Annotated in this window: 17 protein-coding genes; 11 read left to right on the top strand and 6 right to left on the bottom strand. The window is 67.2% G+C overall.

Annotated elements, in window-relative coordinates; all coding sequences use genetic code 11:
- Positions 1 to 276, bottom strand: coding sequence for an Lrp/AsnC family transcriptional regulator (locus ACFXHA_RS35885; protein ID WP_379364177.1), 276 nt, complete (start codon positions 274 to 276; stop codon positions 1 to 3).
- 271 nt (positions 277 to 547) lie between these two features.
- Here ACFXHA_RS35885 and ACFXHA_RS35880 point away from each other — a divergent pair, with 271 nt between their 5' ends.
- Genes ACFXHA_RS35880 through ACFXHA_RS35840 form a run of 9 tightly spaced genes read left to right on the top strand, consistent with a single transcriptional unit; the run spans position 548 to position 9,124 of the window.
- Positions 548 to 1,405: an MlaE family ABC transporter permease gene (locus tag ACFXHA_RS35880; protein WP_379364175.1), complete on the top strand. Its 858-nt coding sequence runs from the start codon at positions 548 to 550 to the stop codon at positions 1,403 to 1,405.
- Entirely contained in the window at positions 1,402 to 2,253 is an 852-nt protein-coding gene (locus ACFXHA_RS35875; RefSeq protein ID WP_379364173.1) for an ABC transporter permease, read from the top strand. Before ACFXHA_RS35880 ends, ACFXHA_RS35875 begins: the two co-directional genes overlap by 4 nt.
- 4 nt (positions 2,254 to 2,257) lie before the next feature.
- A complete protein-coding gene (locus ACFXHA_RS35870; RefSeq protein WP_379364171.1) occupies positions 2,258 to 3,307 on the top strand; it encodes a mammalian cell entry protein in 1,050 nt (349 codons plus the stop codon).
- Positions 3,304 to 4,308, top strand: a complete 1,005-nt coding sequence (locus tag ACFXHA_RS35865) for an MlaD family protein (protein WP_379364169.1) — start codon at positions 3,304 to 3,306, stop codon at positions 4,306 to 4,308. The genes ACFXHA_RS35870 and ACFXHA_RS35865 overlap by 4 nt, the downstream gene beginning before the upstream one ends.
- A complete protein-coding gene (locus ACFXHA_RS35860; RefSeq protein WP_379364167.1) occupies positions 4,296 to 5,351 on the top strand; it encodes an MlaD family protein in 1,056 nt (351 codons plus the stop codon). Before ACFXHA_RS35865 ends, ACFXHA_RS35860 begins: the two co-directional genes overlap by 13 nt.
- Positions 5,351 to 6,448, top strand: a complete 1,098-nt coding sequence (locus tag ACFXHA_RS35855; protein WP_379364165.1) for an MlaD family protein — start codon at positions 5,351 to 5,353, stop codon at positions 6,446 to 6,448. Before ACFXHA_RS35860 ends, ACFXHA_RS35855 begins: the two co-directional genes overlap by 1 nt.
- Positions 6,445 to 7,515, top strand: a complete 1,071-nt coding sequence (locus ACFXHA_RS35850) for an MlaD family protein (protein ID WP_379364164.1) — start codon at positions 6,445 to 6,447, stop codon at positions 7,513 to 7,515. Before ACFXHA_RS35855 ends, ACFXHA_RS35850 begins: the two co-directional genes overlap by 4 nt.
- Positions 7,512 to 8,468: an MlaD family protein gene (locus tag ACFXHA_RS35845; RefSeq protein ID WP_379364162.1), complete on the top strand. Its 957-nt coding sequence runs from the start codon at positions 7,512 to 7,514 to the stop codon at positions 8,466 to 8,468. The genes ACFXHA_RS35850 and ACFXHA_RS35845 overlap by 4 nt, the downstream gene beginning before the upstream one ends.
- Positions 8,469 to 8,503: 35 nt before the next feature.
- Entirely contained in the window at positions 8,504 to 9,124 is a 621-nt protein-coding gene (locus ACFXHA_RS35840) for a hypothetical protein (RefSeq protein ID WP_379364160.1), read from the top strand.
- Here ACFXHA_RS35840 and ACFXHA_RS35835 read toward each other — a convergent pair.
- Complete coding sequence (locus ACFXHA_RS35835) at positions 9,110 to 9,550, bottom strand: MarR family winged helix-turn-helix transcriptional regulator (RefSeq protein WP_379364158.1); 441 nt, start codon at positions 9,548 to 9,550, stop codon at positions 9,110 to 9,112. The two genes, ACFXHA_RS35840 and ACFXHA_RS35835, sit on opposite strands and share 15 nt — an antisense overlap.
- Before the next feature lie 85 nt (positions 9,551 to 9,635).
- Between ACFXHA_RS35835 and ACFXHA_RS35830 the strand changes: the two genes are divergently transcribed.
- Positions 9,636 to 10,487, top strand: coding sequence for an NAD(P)H-binding protein (locus ACFXHA_RS35830; RefSeq protein ID WP_379364156.1), 852 nt, complete (start codon positions 9,636 to 9,638; stop codon positions 10,485 to 10,487).
- 57 nt (positions 10,488 to 10,544) lie between these two features.
- Here the strand turns inward: ACFXHA_RS35830 and ACFXHA_RS35825 are convergent, their stop codons facing one another.
- Positions 10,545 to 11,012: a carboxymuconolactone decarboxylase family protein gene (locus ACFXHA_RS35825; protein WP_379364154.1), complete on the bottom strand. Its 468-nt coding sequence runs from the start codon at positions 11,010 to 11,012 to the stop codon at positions 10,545 to 10,547.
- Positions 11,013 to 11,371: 359 nt separating this feature from the next.
- Between ACFXHA_RS35825 and ACFXHA_RS35820 the strand changes: the two genes are divergently transcribed.
- Entirely contained in the window at positions 11,372 to 12,094 is a 723-nt protein-coding gene (locus tag ACFXHA_RS35820; RefSeq protein ID WP_379364153.1) for a YdcF family protein, read from the top strand.
- Positions 12,095 to 12,145: 51 nt separating this feature from the next.
- On the opposite strand, the gene ACFXHA_RS35815 is transcribed toward ACFXHA_RS35820, so the two are convergent.
- Genes ACFXHA_RS35815 through ACFXHA_RS35805 form a run of 3 tightly spaced genes read right to left on the bottom strand, consistent with a single transcriptional unit; the run spans position 12,146 to position 15,289 of the window.
- Positions 12,146 to 12,598, bottom strand: coding sequence for a MaoC family dehydratase (locus tag ACFXHA_RS35815; protein ID WP_379364151.1), 453 nt, complete (start codon positions 12,596 to 12,598; stop codon positions 12,146 to 12,148).
- Positions 12,599 to 12,613: 15 nt separating this feature from the next.
- Positions 12,614 to 14,098: a long-chain fatty acid--CoA ligase gene (locus tag ACFXHA_RS35810; RefSeq protein ID WP_379364149.1), complete on the bottom strand. Its 1,485-nt coding sequence runs from the start codon at positions 14,096 to 14,098 to the stop codon at positions 12,614 to 12,616.
- 33 nt (positions 14,099 to 14,131) lie between these two features.
- Positions 14,132 to 15,289 carry an acyl-CoA dehydrogenase family protein gene (locus ACFXHA_RS35805; protein ID WP_379364147.1) on the bottom strand — a complete coding sequence of 386 codons (1,158 nt, stop codon included), beginning with the start codon at positions 15,287 to 15,289 and terminating at the stop codon, positions 14,132 to 14,134.
- Between the last annotated feature and the right edge of the window lie 7 nt (positions 15,290 to 15,296).

Raw genomic sequence — 15,296 nt, 5'->3', positions numbered from 1 at the left:
CTATTCGCCGATCGAGAAACCCGCTTCCACATCCGCGCGCGAGTACGACTTGAACGCGATGTGGGTGGCGGTGCGCAGCACCCCGGCCGTCTTGTTGATGCGCCCGGTGACGACATCGGCGATCTCCTCGTGGTCGCGCACCCGCACCACGGCGATCAGGTCCACATCCCCCGCGCACGAATAGACCTCGGCCACGCCCTTGATGTCGGCGAGTTCCTGCGCGGTCTCGGGAATCCGATCCGGCTCGGCGGAGATCAGCACAATCGCGGTAATCATGCGCCCAACTCTAGTCACGGCGAGTCCGCGTGGCCCGTGCGCACCTCGCTATTCCGAGTTACATGAATCAAATCCGGTGCGGGCGAGTATCGGCGGTCTTTTCTCCGAAGTGTCGGGTGCTGTTTCACCAGATATTCGAAAGCAGACCTAGAACACGTTCCACTGAATTAGCCTCACCCCGAGATCGGCGCGAGGTTCGCACGGCTGGTGGGGCAGCCGGAGCCTGCGGGTGATCGTCCAGGGGAGTGACGAAGAGCCGCAAGGAGGTTCGATGTCGACGGCTGATATCCATGATCGGTCCGATGCCACGGAATTGTCCGGGGCACAGGTACTACGACGAAATTTCGGCGAGACGGTGCTGTCGAGCCTGGGGACATTGGGGCGTTCACTACGCATGGCCGCGGAGGCGATCCGGGTCGGCGGTACGGATCTGGCCCGAATCCGATTCCCCGTCCACGAAACACTCACGCAGGCTTGGTTTCTCATTCGCGTCACCGCGATACCCAGTGTGCTGATGGCGATTCCGTTCGGCGTCATCGTCTCGGCGCAGGTCGGCAATATCGTCTCGCAGCTGGGCGCGGATTCCATGATCGGCGCGGCCGGCGGGCTCGGCGTCATCAAACAGGGTGCGCCGCTGGCCACCGCCATGCTGCTCGGCGGGGCCGGGGCGGCCGCGATCGCCGCGGATCTGGGGGCGCGCACCATCCGCGAGGAGGTCGACGCCATGCGGGTGATGGGCGTGGATCCGGTTCAGCGCCTGGTGGTTCCGCGCATCGCCGCCATGATGCTGGTCGCGCCGCTGCTCAATGTGCTGATCATCTTCATCGGCATCGCATCCGGTTTCGCGGTGGCGGTGACGGCACTCGGGGTGACGCCGGGTTCCTACTGGCAGTCCTTCGGCTCGTTCACCGCGCCCATCGACATCTGGGTGTCGTTGCTCAAATCGGTGATCTTCGGGTTCCTGGTGGTGGTCATCGCGTGTCAGCGCGGCCTGGAGGCCAAGGGCGGTCCACGCGGGGTCGCGGACGGCGTGAATGCCGCGGTGGTGATGTCAGTGGCCGCGGTCACCGTGCTGAACACCGCGATCACGCAGGTGGTCACCATGTTCATCCCGGTTCGGATGGCATGATGGCGGCCCCCTACAACCCGCCCGGTCTGGGCTGGACCCGGCGGCTGCGCCCGATGGGTCCGATCGAAAACCTCGGATTCGTCCTGGGTTTCGCGTGGCAGGTGCTGTCCTCGGTGCCCTACACCCTGATTCACTACCGCCGCCAGACCGCCGCGGTGATCACCGATATGACCTGGGGTCGCGGTTCGGTGATCATCGGCGGCGGCGTGGTGCCGCTCATGCTGCTGATGGGTGCGGCCATGGGCGCGTCGATCGGCATCGAGGCGTTCAGCGCACTGAATCTGTTGTCGCTGGGCCAGCTCAGCGGTTTGATCTCGGCGTTCGGCGTGACCCGTGAGCTGGCCCCGATCGCGGCGGGTATCGGCTTCGCCGCACAGGCCGGCTGCCGGATGACCGCCGAGATCGGTTCCATGCGCATCTCCGAGGAGATCGACGCCCTGGAGTCGTTGGGCATCCGTTCGGTGCCGTTCGTGGTCACCACCCGGGTGATCGCCGGAATCGTCGCGGTGGCACCGGCTTTCGTGGTGGCACTGATCTTGAGTTACGCCTCCTGTGCGCTGATCGTGACCACCGTGCACGGCACCCCGTCGGGCACCTACAACCACTATTTCGATCAGTTCGTGCTGGGCTGGGATGTGGTGGCCGCGACCATCAAGGTGATGCTGTTCGCGGTGGCCGTCGTCCTGATCCATTGCTATCAGGGGTTTTTCGCCACCGGTGGTCCCGAGGGTGTGGGTATCGGCTCGGGCCGGGCGATTCGCGCCAGCCTGGTCGCGATCATCGCCCTGGACATGCTGGGGACCATCGTGCTGTGGGGCTTCCGCTCCCCGATCTCGTTCACGGGGTGATGACGTGCCCGACTATGCCTTGCCCGGAACCGAAGTGGGCCCGCGCCGCGCCCGCGTGCTCGGGGTTTGCGCCCTGGTGCTGTCGCTGTTGACCGTGGTCGGCTGGCGTGCCTGGCCCGATTCCGTGCCCCCCGATGATCTGCATGTCGCGCTGCTGGTCGGCCGGGTCGGCGCGGGTGTCGCGCCCGGCACCGATGTGCGCCTGGACGGTGTGCGCGTCGGCGCGGTCACCGGCATCGAAGCCGCCGGTGTCGGCCGGCAGCGAATCACGCTGGACCTCAGGGGTTCTCAGCTGTTCGGTCTCACCGATGCGCTGGCGCTGGATTACGCGCCCGGCAATCTGTTCGGGATCAGCTCGGTCGAATTGCGTTCGGGTGCCGGCGGTTCGGCGCTGCGGAACGGTGTGACCGTGGATCTGACCGGTGATTCCGACCGGGTCCGGGACGCCACCCTGGCCACGCTGCTGAAGTCGACCGGCACGCTCACCGACAAGGTGCTGACACCGGAGCTGGTCGAGCTGTTGCGCCGATTCGCGCATGATCTCGACGGTTTCATCCCGCTGTTGCAGGCGATCGGTACGACCGCGCGGTCGTTCGCCGAAACCCAGCAGCTCCCACCGTCGCTGATGTTCGACCGGTACGGAGGTGCGCTGGCCGGACTGCCGCCCATGCTGACCGGCGGCCTGGCGGTGTTGTGGGCGTCCTACTCCAACGAACACCTGAAGACCGATGAGCAGGTGAAGAACTACGGCGCGATGTTCAGCCGGATCACCAGCGACCTGCTGCCGGTGGCCACCGCCATGCTGGGCACCTCGCAGCAGTACTTCCAGGGGCTGATGCCCATGGGCAGTGTGATCCTGGATCGGATCAGCGCCTCGGTGAGTACGCCCGAACGCTCGTCACAGCAGCTCACCGACCTGCTCACCCGCCTGGGCGCCGCCTTCCACGACAGCCCGGACGGGCCGGTACTCGACGCCTCGGTGCAATTGGTTCCCGCACTGGCACAACCGCTTTCAGCTCAGCTCGGACAGCCTGCCGGGGAGGGCCCGCGATGAGAACTCCTGGCCTGCTGTTACGCGTCGGCACCGCCGTCGTGGTCATGACGGTCGTGTTGATCGGCGTTTTCCGTGTGGTCGAACGACCGGTGAGCGGCAAAACAGACTCCTACACAGCACTTTTCACCGATGCCAACGGTGTGCGCGCGGGTGACGATGTGCGCCTGTACGGGGTGCAGGTCGGCAAGGTCGACCAGGTCGGACTGTCCGGCAGCCTGGCCCGGGTGCGGTTCACCGTCAGCCGTGACCATCCGGTCTTCGCCAATACCAAGATCGCGGTCCGCTTCCAGAACCTCACCGGCTTCCGCTATCTGGATCTGGAGCAGCCCGACCAGCCCGCCGGCCGTCGTGCGCCCGGCAACGCCTTCACCACTGCGGAAACCGTGCCCGCCTTCGACATCACGACCCTGTTCAAGGGCCTGCAACCGGTGCTGGCGCAGATGTCGCCCGATGATCTCAACCAGTTCGCGACCTCCGTGCTGGCGGTCATCCAGGGTGACGGCAGCGGTCTGGGTCCGGCACTGGGCGGTATCGAGAAGCTCAGCCGCTACGCCACCGATCGGCAGGCGGTGCTGTCCACCCTGGTCGCGAATCTGTCCCAGATCTCCGATCACATGGGCGGCAAGTCGGGCAATGCCATCAAACTGCTCACCAATATGACCGACCTGTTCGTCACGATCAGCGACAAACTACCCGGTCTGATCACCTTCTCCATGACCATTCCGCCGGTGCTGCAACCACTTCGGGACCTGCTCACCGTGCTCGGCGTCACCGGTGCCCGCGATCGCGATCTGGATACGGTCCTGAAGCAGGCGTTCCCGGACCCGCAGCAGGCGGTGGCCGTGTTCGATCAGCTGCCGGGCCTGATCCAGGCGATGACCGCCGCGGTGCCCGCTACCGGCCCCGACGCCGCCCTCACCTGCTCGCACGGCCCGGCCACCGCGCCCGAGCCGCTGCGCCTGCTCATCGCCGGACAGAGGATCACGCTGTGCCAGAACTGAGATCGAGGTGGCCGGAACCGAAACTGTGGCGGCCGCGACCGAGACCGACGCGGCGGCGCTCCGATCGCCGCGAGAGCCGTGACGACATCCGCTGGGGCATAGCCGGATTGGTCGTCGTCGTGCTGCTGATCATCGGCATCGGCGCGGTGTACGCCACCGGCACCACCCCCGAACACACCTACCGCGCCGACCTGGCGCAGGCGGGCACCATCCGCACCGGCGACGATGTCCGGGTGGCCGGGATTCCGGTGGGCAAGGTGAAATCGCTGACGCTACTGGCGGATCGGGTCCGCATGGAGTTCAGCGTGGACGCCGACACCTTCGTCGGCGATCAGAGCACCCTGGATGTGCGCATGCTGACCGTGGTCGGCGGATACTATCTGGCGCTCTCGCCCGCGGGTACGAAAGCGTTGGGCGACACCGTGATTCCACCGGAGCGGGTGCTACTCCCCTACAGTCTGACCCGCGCCTTCCAGGACGCAATCGACCCGGTCGGCAAGATCGACGGCGGCATGCTGCGCCAGGATATGGCCGCGGTATCCCAATCGGTCAGCGGCAGCCCGGATTCGGTGCGCGCGGCACTGCACGCGGCCGATGATCTGGTCGGCATCCTGGACAAGCAGAACTCCGACATCTCACGCACCCTGTCGATGGCCGACGAGTATCTGTCGGCCCTGAACGCGAATTCCGATGTGCTGGCCCGGCTGATGAACACCTTCGGCACGCTCGAGGAGCTCATCCGCAACAACAAGGTGGTGGTGTCGCAGGCGCTCCGCGATCTCGCGGCCGTGGCCACCGATTTCACCCCGCTGGGCCGGGCCTGGGACAACGGCCTGAAGGATCGCGCGCAGCCGCTGGCCGATGCCATCCCGAAGCTGAGCGAGCTCGGCGATCGCCTGGGCGCACTGCTGGATTCGGTGCGCGGCCTGGAACAACGCCTGCAACCGCTGCTACCGGCGGGGGGCGGGGTGAGCGTCGATCAGTCGGGTGCGAGCGTGCCCGTCGCGTCGGTGTGCGTGCCCGTGCCCGGAGGAGGGTGCTGATGTTGAAGCGAGTACTGGGTTCTCGCGGGTTCATGTCGATCACGGTGGTGCTGAGCTTGGTGCTGGCCGCCGCGATCGGCTTGCGCCTGAGCAAGCCCGAATTGCCGACGCGCAGTTACTGCGCCGACATGCCCGACACCATCGGCCTGTACAAGGGCAGTGCCGTCGCCATTCTCGGCATACCGGTCGGCCGGGTCACCGAGATCAGCCCCAACGGGCCCACGGCCCGGGTGCGTTTCACCGTCCGAGCGGACCGCAAGCTGCCGCCCGATGTCGGCGCGGTGACCGTGAGCGACACCCTCGTCTCCGACCGCACCCTCACCCTGATCGGGGCCGAGCCCGCCGGCGCGGCCTGGAATCCGAACGCCTGCATCACCAAAACCCTGACGCCCAAGAGTCTTTCGCAGACCTTCGCCGCGCTCACCGGTCTGGTCGACGGTTTGAACGGCGGCGGGCAGGCCGGTCAGCGCACGGCGCTGGCCGACGGCCTCGACTCCCTCGATGCCGCGACCACCGGCACCGGCGAGGAGATCAACGGCCTCATTCAGCAGCTGTCCAAGGCGCTCACCTCACCGGATGCCGCCATCGGCCATCTCGGCCGGTTGCTGGACGCGCTCACCGAACTCGCCCATCGCGCCCGCAATGGCTGGCCGCACATGCAGGAGGTGGCCGTCGGTCTGCCACAGGCTTTCACCGATATCGTCAACCTGGCCTTCCCGCCCATTATCGATCTGGTGGCGGCGCTGACGAATGTGCTGCCGCAGGCCAATGACGCCATCATGATGCTGGCCGCGCCCGCACTGAAGAAGCTCGATACCGCGAACCTCGCGCGGCTGATCGCCTCGGGGGTGGGTTCGCTCACCCAGGTGATCGGGATGGCCCCGGCGGTGGCGACCGGTTTCGCCACCGCACTCGACCCCGGCACCGGGCAGTTCACCCTGGGTTACGCGCCGCCGAAACTCACACTCGCACAGGCGGATTCCGATCGGTTGTGCGCGGCCGTGCAGACCCTCACCGGTACGGGCTGTCAGGTGGACGGCGGAGTGGTCACCGTGCCCGCGGTGCCCGCACTCCTGGCGGCGGTGAGCGCGCGATGAACACCTGGCGTCGTGCCGGAGTGCACGTGATCACCTGTGTCACCCTGCTTTTCGCGGTCAGCGCCTGCGATATGCAGCCCGCCGACATCCCCGTTCCCGGGTCGGGTGTCTCCGGCCCCACCTACACCCTGCACATCGAGTTCGCGAATGTGCTCAACCTGCCGCAGGGTGCCAAGGTGCTCGCCGATGGCGTCCGGGTCGGTCAGCTCACCCACGTCACCCTGGTGGACGCGCTGCCCGCCGGCGGTGGCCGGCCCGCGAAGGCGGGATACGCCATCGCCGATATCGCCGTGCGCGACTCGCTGCGGCTGCCGGTGGGCACCACCGCCGAACTGCGTCAGGACACTCCACTCGGCGATGTCCACATCGCGCTGGCCGAACCAGCCGGTTCCGCGGCGGCGCAACTGCAACCGGGCGCGACCATCCCGCTCGCCGACACCACCCGCTCACCCGCGATCGAGGATGTGCTGGCGGGGTTGTCGACATTCATCGGCAGCGGCGCGGTCGCCGATTTCCAGGACATCGTGCGCAAGATCAACGGGGTGATGCCGCGCGATCCGGCCGACACCGCGCGCATCGCCGGGGTGCTGGGGTCGGACTTCACCGATCTGGGTGACCATCTCGCCTCGGTCGACGCACTGCTCGACGGGTTGCAGGGCACGGTGAACGACGGGTTGATCAAGAACGCGCCCATGCTCGACGGCCTGCTCACCCCGTACGGCGTCCAGCACACCACCGACGCCATCAATGCCGAGATCGGCGTCATCTTCGTGCTGACCGCGCTCGGGCCGCTCGGTCCGGCCGCGGCCTGGCTCGGCCCCCTGGTGGGTTCGCTGGACGGTGCGGCGCGCGCGATGGTGCCGATGCTGTTCGGCAGCCATCCGCTCGACAGCGATTCGCCGTCGAACATGAAGCTGCTCACCGATCTCATCCAGAACAAACTGATTCCGTTCGCCGAACGCGGACCCAAGGTGAACCTGGTCGGGGTGAGCGTCGAGGGCGTGTCAGCCGCCGACCGCACCGACCGCATCGTCGACACCCTGCGCATGATCGGAGCGGTGCGATGAATCCGCGTACCCTGCTGTCGTTCTCGGCCATCGCGGCGGTGCTGGTGCTGGGCGTCGCCTATATGACCGTCGGCGTCCTGCACCTCGATCCGCGGCGCGGTTACTTCACCACCGAACTGCGCCTGGACAATTCGGGTGGGCTCGGGGTGAATTCGCCGATCCTGTTGACCGGCATCCAGATCGGCCGCGCCGAGGCCGTCGACAAGCAGGCGCACGGGGTGCGGGTGCGGATGCGCATCGACGACCGCTACCGCGTCCCGATCGCCAGCGACGTGCGCATCGAACAGCTCTCCGCGCTCGGTGAGCCCTACCTGGAGTTCGCGCCGCAGTCGGCCGCGGGGCCGTATCTGTCCGATGGTCAGGTCATCTCGGCCGACCGGGTGCACGCGCCGACCACCGTCACCGACCTCGCGTCACGGGTGGTGGATCTGCTGAACCAATTGCATCCGGATTCGATCGGTCACCTGGTCGGCACCTTCGACCGTGCCCTGGCGGGCACCGACGATGCCGTGGCGGTGCTGCAACGTTCCACCAATCTGCTGGCCGCCACGCTGCTCAGCCGGACCGCCGCCATCCGGCAGCTGTTCACCGACCTGCAGGCGATGGGCGGCGATATGGATTGGCTCGGCCCCTCGCTCGCCGCGGCGGGACCCGAGCTCGGCCAGTTCGGCGTCACCCTCAACGACATCGTCGCCAATGGCGCGGCCCTGGCCGAAAGCCGGCCCGTGGACTCGTATTTCACCGGCGACGGCATGGTCCCGTTCCTGAAGTCCCTCGATGCGCTGTTCGCGCAGATCGGTCCCGGCCTGACCCCGCTGGGGCCCGCCCTGGAACCGGTGGTGCGCGACGCGGTGCAGCGGACCCCCGCCCTCGATATCAGCGCGCTCATCGACCAGGCCCTGCGCGGCGTCGGCGACGACGGCGCGGTGCACTTCCGGGTCGGTCTCAAATAGCCACGCCCCCAGCCGTTTCGGCGAAAGGATCAGCAATGACCACCATCGAGTCGACCGCGACCTCCCCGGAAGAGTCGCCCGAGACCGCCCCCGAGACCCCGCCGCCGGTCGTCACCGAGTCCGTGAAATCCCCACGCACCGTCTCGATTCGGCTCTCGACCGTGCTGGTCGCCGCCGCGTTGGCCGCGCTGCTGGCGCTGTCGATCACCTTCGGTGTGCTCTACGCCTCGGCCTCCTCGAAGCTGTCGGACCGCGACGCGTCCGCCGCCGACGACCGGCATGCCGAACAGGTCGCCACCGACTACGCCCTCGGCGCGTCCACCATCGACTACCACGATGTGAAGGGCTGGCTGGGCCGCCTGCAGGCGGGCACCACACCTCAGCTGTCGGCCAAATTCGACGCCACCGCACCGCAACTCGAACAGATCCTGCTGCCGCTGCAATGGACCTCCAAGGCCACCACGCTCTCCGCGGCGGTGACCTCCGAAGCGGGCGGCATCTACAAGGTCAATGCCTATCTGAACGTGACCTCCACCAGTGCGCAGACGCCCAACGGCGCCCAGAGCACGGTCACCTATTCGGTGACCGTCGACCGCAATTCCGGATGGAAGATCACCGAGGTGGGCGGGCTGCAGAACGCGCTACCCACCAAGTAGTTCGGCGGCGGCCCGATTGATCTTCGCGAGTGCGGACATCAGGTGTGCGCGCTCGGTGTCGGTGAGATCGGCGGTGACCGCGTCCGACAGGGCCTTCCGGTCGGCTTCGACTGGTTCGCGGAGATCGCGGCCGCGATCGGTGAGCCAGAGCCGAACCAGCCGGTTGTCGCGGTCGTCGCGGCGGCGTTCCAGCAGGCCCGCGGCGGTCATGCGGGTGGCCATCTTGACGACGGTCGGGGTGGCGACGTTCAGGGCGGCGGCCATCTCCCCCGGGGTGCGGCCGTCGCGTTCCCACAGCACGGCCAGGACATGATTCTGGCCCAGGTGCAGGCCGAGTCGACGCATGTCGCGATCGGCCAAGGCGCGCAAGGCTTTCGATGTGCGGCCGTGCAGGTCTAGAAAATCGGCTGAGCCTTCGGAAGACACGAAACCTCCGTGCGGTCGGGTATTGACGGTCGATCGTTAGCCGTCTACCGTTTTTTCAGTAGACGGCTAACGATCTGGAGAAGTCATGCTACTGCTCACCGGAGCGACCGGGAACATCGGCCGCGCGCTCACCCGCCTCCTCGATGCCGACGGCATCGATTTCCGCGCCTTGGTCCGCGACCCGGAACGGGCGAAATCCCTACCCGCACACGCGGAACCGATCCTCGGCGACCTCGACGACGAGGCTGCCGTGTCCCGCGCGATGGACGGTGTCAACGCCCTGTTCCTCCTGGTCCCCGGCATCGGCCTGGACCACACCCGCACCGCCCTGCGCGCCGCCCAGCAAGCGGGCGTGCAACGCGTGGTGCTGATCTCCTCGGCCCACGTCCTCGTCGACCCCCTGCCCGCCATGGGCAGCTGGCATCACGAACGCGAGAACCTGGTGCGCGCCACCGGAATTCCGTTCACGATCCTCCGGCCCGGCGGCTACATGTCCAACGCCCTGGAGTGGGCCCCGCTCATCCGTTCCGGCGATCCCATCCTCGACCCGTCGGGCCCCGGCCGCTTCGCCCCCATCGACCCCGCCGACATCGCCGCGGTGGCCGCACGCTGCCTGACCGAACCCGGACACACCGGCAAGTCCTATCACCTCACCGGCCCCGAATCCCTCACTGTCGCCGAACAGGTGGCAATCCTGTCCCGAATCCTGGACCGCGACATCAAGATTCGCGAGGTCACCACCCCCGAAGAGGTGGTCGCCGCCCGCTTCCCCCACGGCGCTCCCCCGCGCCTCGCCGAAGCCATCGTCGAGGGCTTCACCCTCATGCGTGCCGACACCCTCGGCACCCGCACCGACACCGTCACCGACCTGCTCGCCCGCCCGGCCCGCACCTTCGCCGAATGGTGCGTCGACCACCGCGAGACATTCACCGCCTGACGGCGATTCATCGCCTCTACCCGTGCGCCCCAAAGGAATTGGGGCGCCGGGGTGAGGTCACCACTGGCCGGGGACGTATTCGCCGCCGAGCATGCCGGAGATGACGTTGAGGCGGTTCCAGGCGTTGATGGTGGCGATGAGGGAGATCAGCGCGCCGATCTGGTCGTCGTCGTAGTGCTTGCGAACCTGGGACCAGGTGTCCTCGGAGATGCCCGGGTTGGCGTCGGCCAGGCGGGTGCCTTCCTCGGTGAGGGCGAGGGCGGCGCGCTCCGGGTCGGTGAAGACGGTGGATTCCTTCCAGGCCGCGACCATGGCCAGTCGGACGGGGGTTTCGCCGGCGTGGGCGGCGTCCTTGGTGTGCATGTCGAGGCACATGCCGCAGGAGTTGATCTGGGAGGCGCGGATTTTCACCAGTTCCTGGGTGGCCTTGGGAAGGGTGGAGTCGTCGATGACGCGGGCGGCGGTGACGAGGCGCTTGTTGAACTTGGCGGCGACTTCGTTCTCGTAGATGGCGAAGCGGGTCATTGTTCTCTCTTTTCTGTGTGGGTCTCTGTTGCCTTCGTCGGGTTGACGACGCAGGCCGCACGGGTGTGACATCACCTCCGGTGTGACGCCGGTCACCTACGATTCGCTGCCCCCGGAATTGGAATCTTGATTTCCCGAAACCGCCTCCGAGCGAGTGAGTCCGGCGCGATCATGATTCAGACGATTGTGAACCGACCGGTAGTCACTATCTGGCTACCTAGGGGGTTGCGATGCTCGACGCAGGCAGACATCGAAAGATCTCATCCAGCGGTCAATGGCAGGGGGTTCGTCCGGAGCTGCGACGACGCAGTACGGGCCGACATCATCGACCGACTACCAACACCGTCCGAACGCGGACATTGCAGGCGCTGCTACCAGGAGCGACGATCATCGCCCTGGCCACCGGCGCCGCACCGGCCTGGGCCGACGCGGTCCCGGCCTTCACCGATGACGCCCCACCCACACCGGATGTCCTTCCGGCCGAAGCGGATTCGGTCCCGGCCGCGGATCCGGTCGCGGGGCAGTTGCCGACCCAGATCGACCCACTCGCCGGGTTGTCCAGTGATGTGCTGGAATCCGTCGCGGGCTTCTCGACGCTGAATTTCCCGGGCGTCGACCTGCCGGGCGTCAACCTGCCCGCCCTGTTCACCCCGGACACCGCGATCGTGGTGCTGGGCTACGGGCTGGAACCCGACGGTCAGATGCGTCCCGAACTCATGGCGCGCCTGTATGCCGGGTACGTCTCGGCGCTGTTGTCCCCTCAGGCCCCGGTCATCGTGACCGGCGGCAATCCGCAGAACGGGGTGACCGAGGCGGATGCGATGGCGGACTGGCTGGTCGACCACGGCATCGACCGGGCCCGCATTCACACCGAGACCAAGGCGAATTCGACGGTTCAGAACGCGGCCTTCTCGGCGCAGCTGATGGACGCGATCGGCGCGCACGCGGCGATCCTGATCACCTCGGCCGACCATATCGCCCGGGCGCTGACGAACTTCCAGGCGGCCGGAATCTCGGTGGTGGCGACCATGACCCCGGATGCGGCACCGCTGGCGGCGGAGCCGTTCGGGCCGGGTAAGTAGCGAAAAGCGAAGGCCCACCCGTCTATTCGACGGGCGGGCCTTCGGCTTTCGTCAGGCGAGGTAGCGGGCGATGCTCTCGGCGACGCAGGCGGGCTTGTCCACGCCCTCGATCTCGACGGTGACGGTCCGCACGGCCTGCACGCCGCCGGGGATGTCGGTGAGCGCGTCGAGGGTGAAGCGGCCGCGGATGCGGCTGTCCACCGGCACCGGGTTGATGAAGCGAACCTTGTTGAGCCCGTAGTTGATTGCCATGCTCGCGGCGCTGACCGTCATGACCTGTGCGGTCATCGGCACCGTCAGCGACAGGGTGAGGAAGCCGTGGGCGATGGTGCGCCCGTACGGTCCGGCCGCGGCGCGTTCGGCGTCGACGTGGATCCACTGGTGGTCGTCGGTGGCGTCGGCGAAGGTATTGATGCGCTGCTGGTCGACCGTGATCCAGTCGCTGACACCGAGTTCGGTGCCGACGGCCTTGCGCAGTTGTTCGAAGTCGCTGAAGTCGATCATGGTGTGTCCTCCGGCTCAGACGTAGCGCTGCTTGAGTTCGCGTTTGAGGATCTTGTGGGTGGGGCCCATGGGCAATTCGGTGACGAACTCGACGCGGCGCGGGTACTTGTACCGTGCCACATGCTCTTTCGCGTAGTCGATGACTTCCTCGGCGGTGAGCGGTCCGGACGGCACCACCACCGCGAGGATCTCCTCGCCGTAGTTGTCGTCGGGCACCCCGATGATGGCCACCTGCGCGATGTTCGGGTGTCGCAGCAGCGCGGCCTCGACCTCGGTCGGGTACACGTTGAACCCGCCGCGGATGATCATCTCCTTGATCCGGTCCACGATGCGCAGGTATCCGGCCTCGTCCTTGGTGCCGAGGTCGCCGGTGCGGAACCAGCCGTCCACCATGACTTCCGCGGTGGCCGCGGGCTTGCCGGTGTAGCCGCTGAACACATTGTGGCCGCGCACCACGACCTCGCCGATGGTCCCGGCGGGCAGCAGGTCGATGCGGTCGCGTGCGTCGGCGTCGGCGATCTCGACGTCGACACCCCAGACGGGGTGGCCGACGGTGCCGATCTCCGGGCCGAGCAGTGGCTGGTTCACCGTTGCAGTGGGCGAGGTTTCGGACAGGCCGTAGCCCTCGAGGATGTGGGAGCCGAAGACCTTCTCGAACTCCTCGATGATGACCGGCGGCATGGCCGCACCGCCGCTGATGCAGAGTCTCAGTTCCGGCAGCTGCTCGGCGTCCTTCGCGGCCTCGAGCAGGCCGTGGTACATGGTGGGTACGCCGTGGAAGGTGTTGACGTTCTCGGCGACCATGAGCCGGAGTGCCTCTGCCGCATCGAATCTCGGCATGAGGACGAGGGTCGCGCCGAGCCGCCAGTGCGAGTTCATCGAGACGGTCTGCCCGAACACGTGGAACAGCGGCAGTGCGCCGAGGGCGATGTCCTCGCGCTTGACCTCGTTGGCGTCGAAGGCGTTCACGGTGGCGCACATGACCATATTGAGGTGGCTGAGTTCCGCGCCCTTGGGCCGCCCGGTGGTGCCGCTGGTGTAGAAGACGACGGCGGTGTCGAGCGGGCTGCGCGACACGTATGCCGGAATCGCTTCCCCGGTCAGCTCTTTCGGGTTGACGCAGTCGATGCCGACCCGGGCCGCGGCGTCATTGCCGACGGCTGCCACCATCGGGTGGCAGATCATGAGCTTGGCCCCGCTGTCGCGCAGCACGTACTCGGCCTCGTCGGCGGTGAGCAGCAGGTGTACCGGGACCACCGTCGCGCCCGCGGCCAGGATGGCGAAGTAGGCGCGCGGGAAGTCGGCGGTATTGGGTCCCATGAGCGCAACCCGGTCGCCGGGACGGACCCCGAGTTCAATGAGCGCGCCGGCCTGTTCGCGGGCCTGCCGCCACAGGTCGCGGAAGGTGATGCGTTGCTCGCCCTCGATGAGGGCGAGGTGGTCGGGTCGCCGCCACGCCGGTTCGGCGAGGATGCTGGCCAGGGAGAGAGTCGCGTTCATCGGTACCTCGGGGTTCGTTCGGGTGCGGCGGGCCTAGAGCCCCATGTCCTTGGCGATGATCATCTTCATGACTTCGCTGGTGCCGCCGTAGATCCGGTTGACCCGGTTGTCGGCGTAGAGGCGCGCGATGGGGTACTCATTAATAAAGCCGTAGCCGCCGTGCAGCTGGAGGCAGCGGTCGATGACGCGGTGGGCGACCTCGGTGCAGAACAGCTTGGCCGACGCGGCGTCGGCGGCGGTCAAGGTGCCCTGGTCGAGGGCTTCGAGGGCGCGGTCGACGACGGCTTCGGCGGCGTCCACCTCGGCCTGGCAGGCGGCGAGCTCGAACTTGGTGTTCTGGAAGCTGGCGACCGGCTGGCCGAAGACATTGCGCTGCTTGGTGTATTCCTTGGCGAAGCGGATGGCGGCCTTGGCCTGCGCGTACGCGCCGACGGCGATGGAGGCGCGCTCCTGGGGCAGGTTCTGGCCCAGGTAGGAGAAGCCCTTGTGCTCCTCGCCCAGCAGGTCCTCGACCGGCACGTGCACGTCGGTGAAGCTGAGTTCGGCGGTGTCGGAGACCTTGAGGCCCAGCTTGTCGAGCTTGCGGCCGACGGTGTAGCCCGCCGCCTTGGTGTCCACCGCGAACAGCGAAATGCCGTGGCGGCGATCGGTTTCCGTCGCCGGAGCGGTGCGGGCGCACACGATGACGCGGTCGGCCAGCACGCCGCCGGTGATGAAGGTCTTGGACCCGTTCAGCACGTAGTGCGTACCGTCCTCGGAAAGCTTTGCGGTGGTGCGCATTCCGGCGAGATCCGAGCCGGTGCCGGGCTCGGTCATCGCGATGGCGAACATGGTTTCACCGGCGACGAAGCCGGGTAGCCAGCGTTCCTTCTGCTCCTGGGTGGCCAGGTTCAGGATGTAGGGCAGGCAGAGCCCGACGTGCACCCCCGAACCGCCCAGCGACACCGCGGCGCGAGCGCATTCCTCGATGAGAATGGCCTGGAACTTGAAGGATTCGATGCCGGCGCCACCGAACTCCTCGGGGACCTCGATGCCGAAGACTCCGAGTTCGCCCAGCTTGTAATAGAACTCGCGCGGCGCGATACCAGCGGCGTACCACTCCTCGTACACCGGCACGACCTCGGCCTCGAGGAAGGCGCGCACGGTCTCACGGAAGGCTTCGTGGTCTTTGTCGAAAACTGTTCTCTGCATAGCGAAA

This window comes from Nocardia sp. NPDC059240 (assembly GCF_042753865.1).
GTDB lineage: Bacteria > Actinomycetota > Actinomycetes > Mycobacteriales > Mycobacteriaceae > Nocardia.
This window is presented reverse-complemented; position numbering and strand designations above follow the sequence as displayed.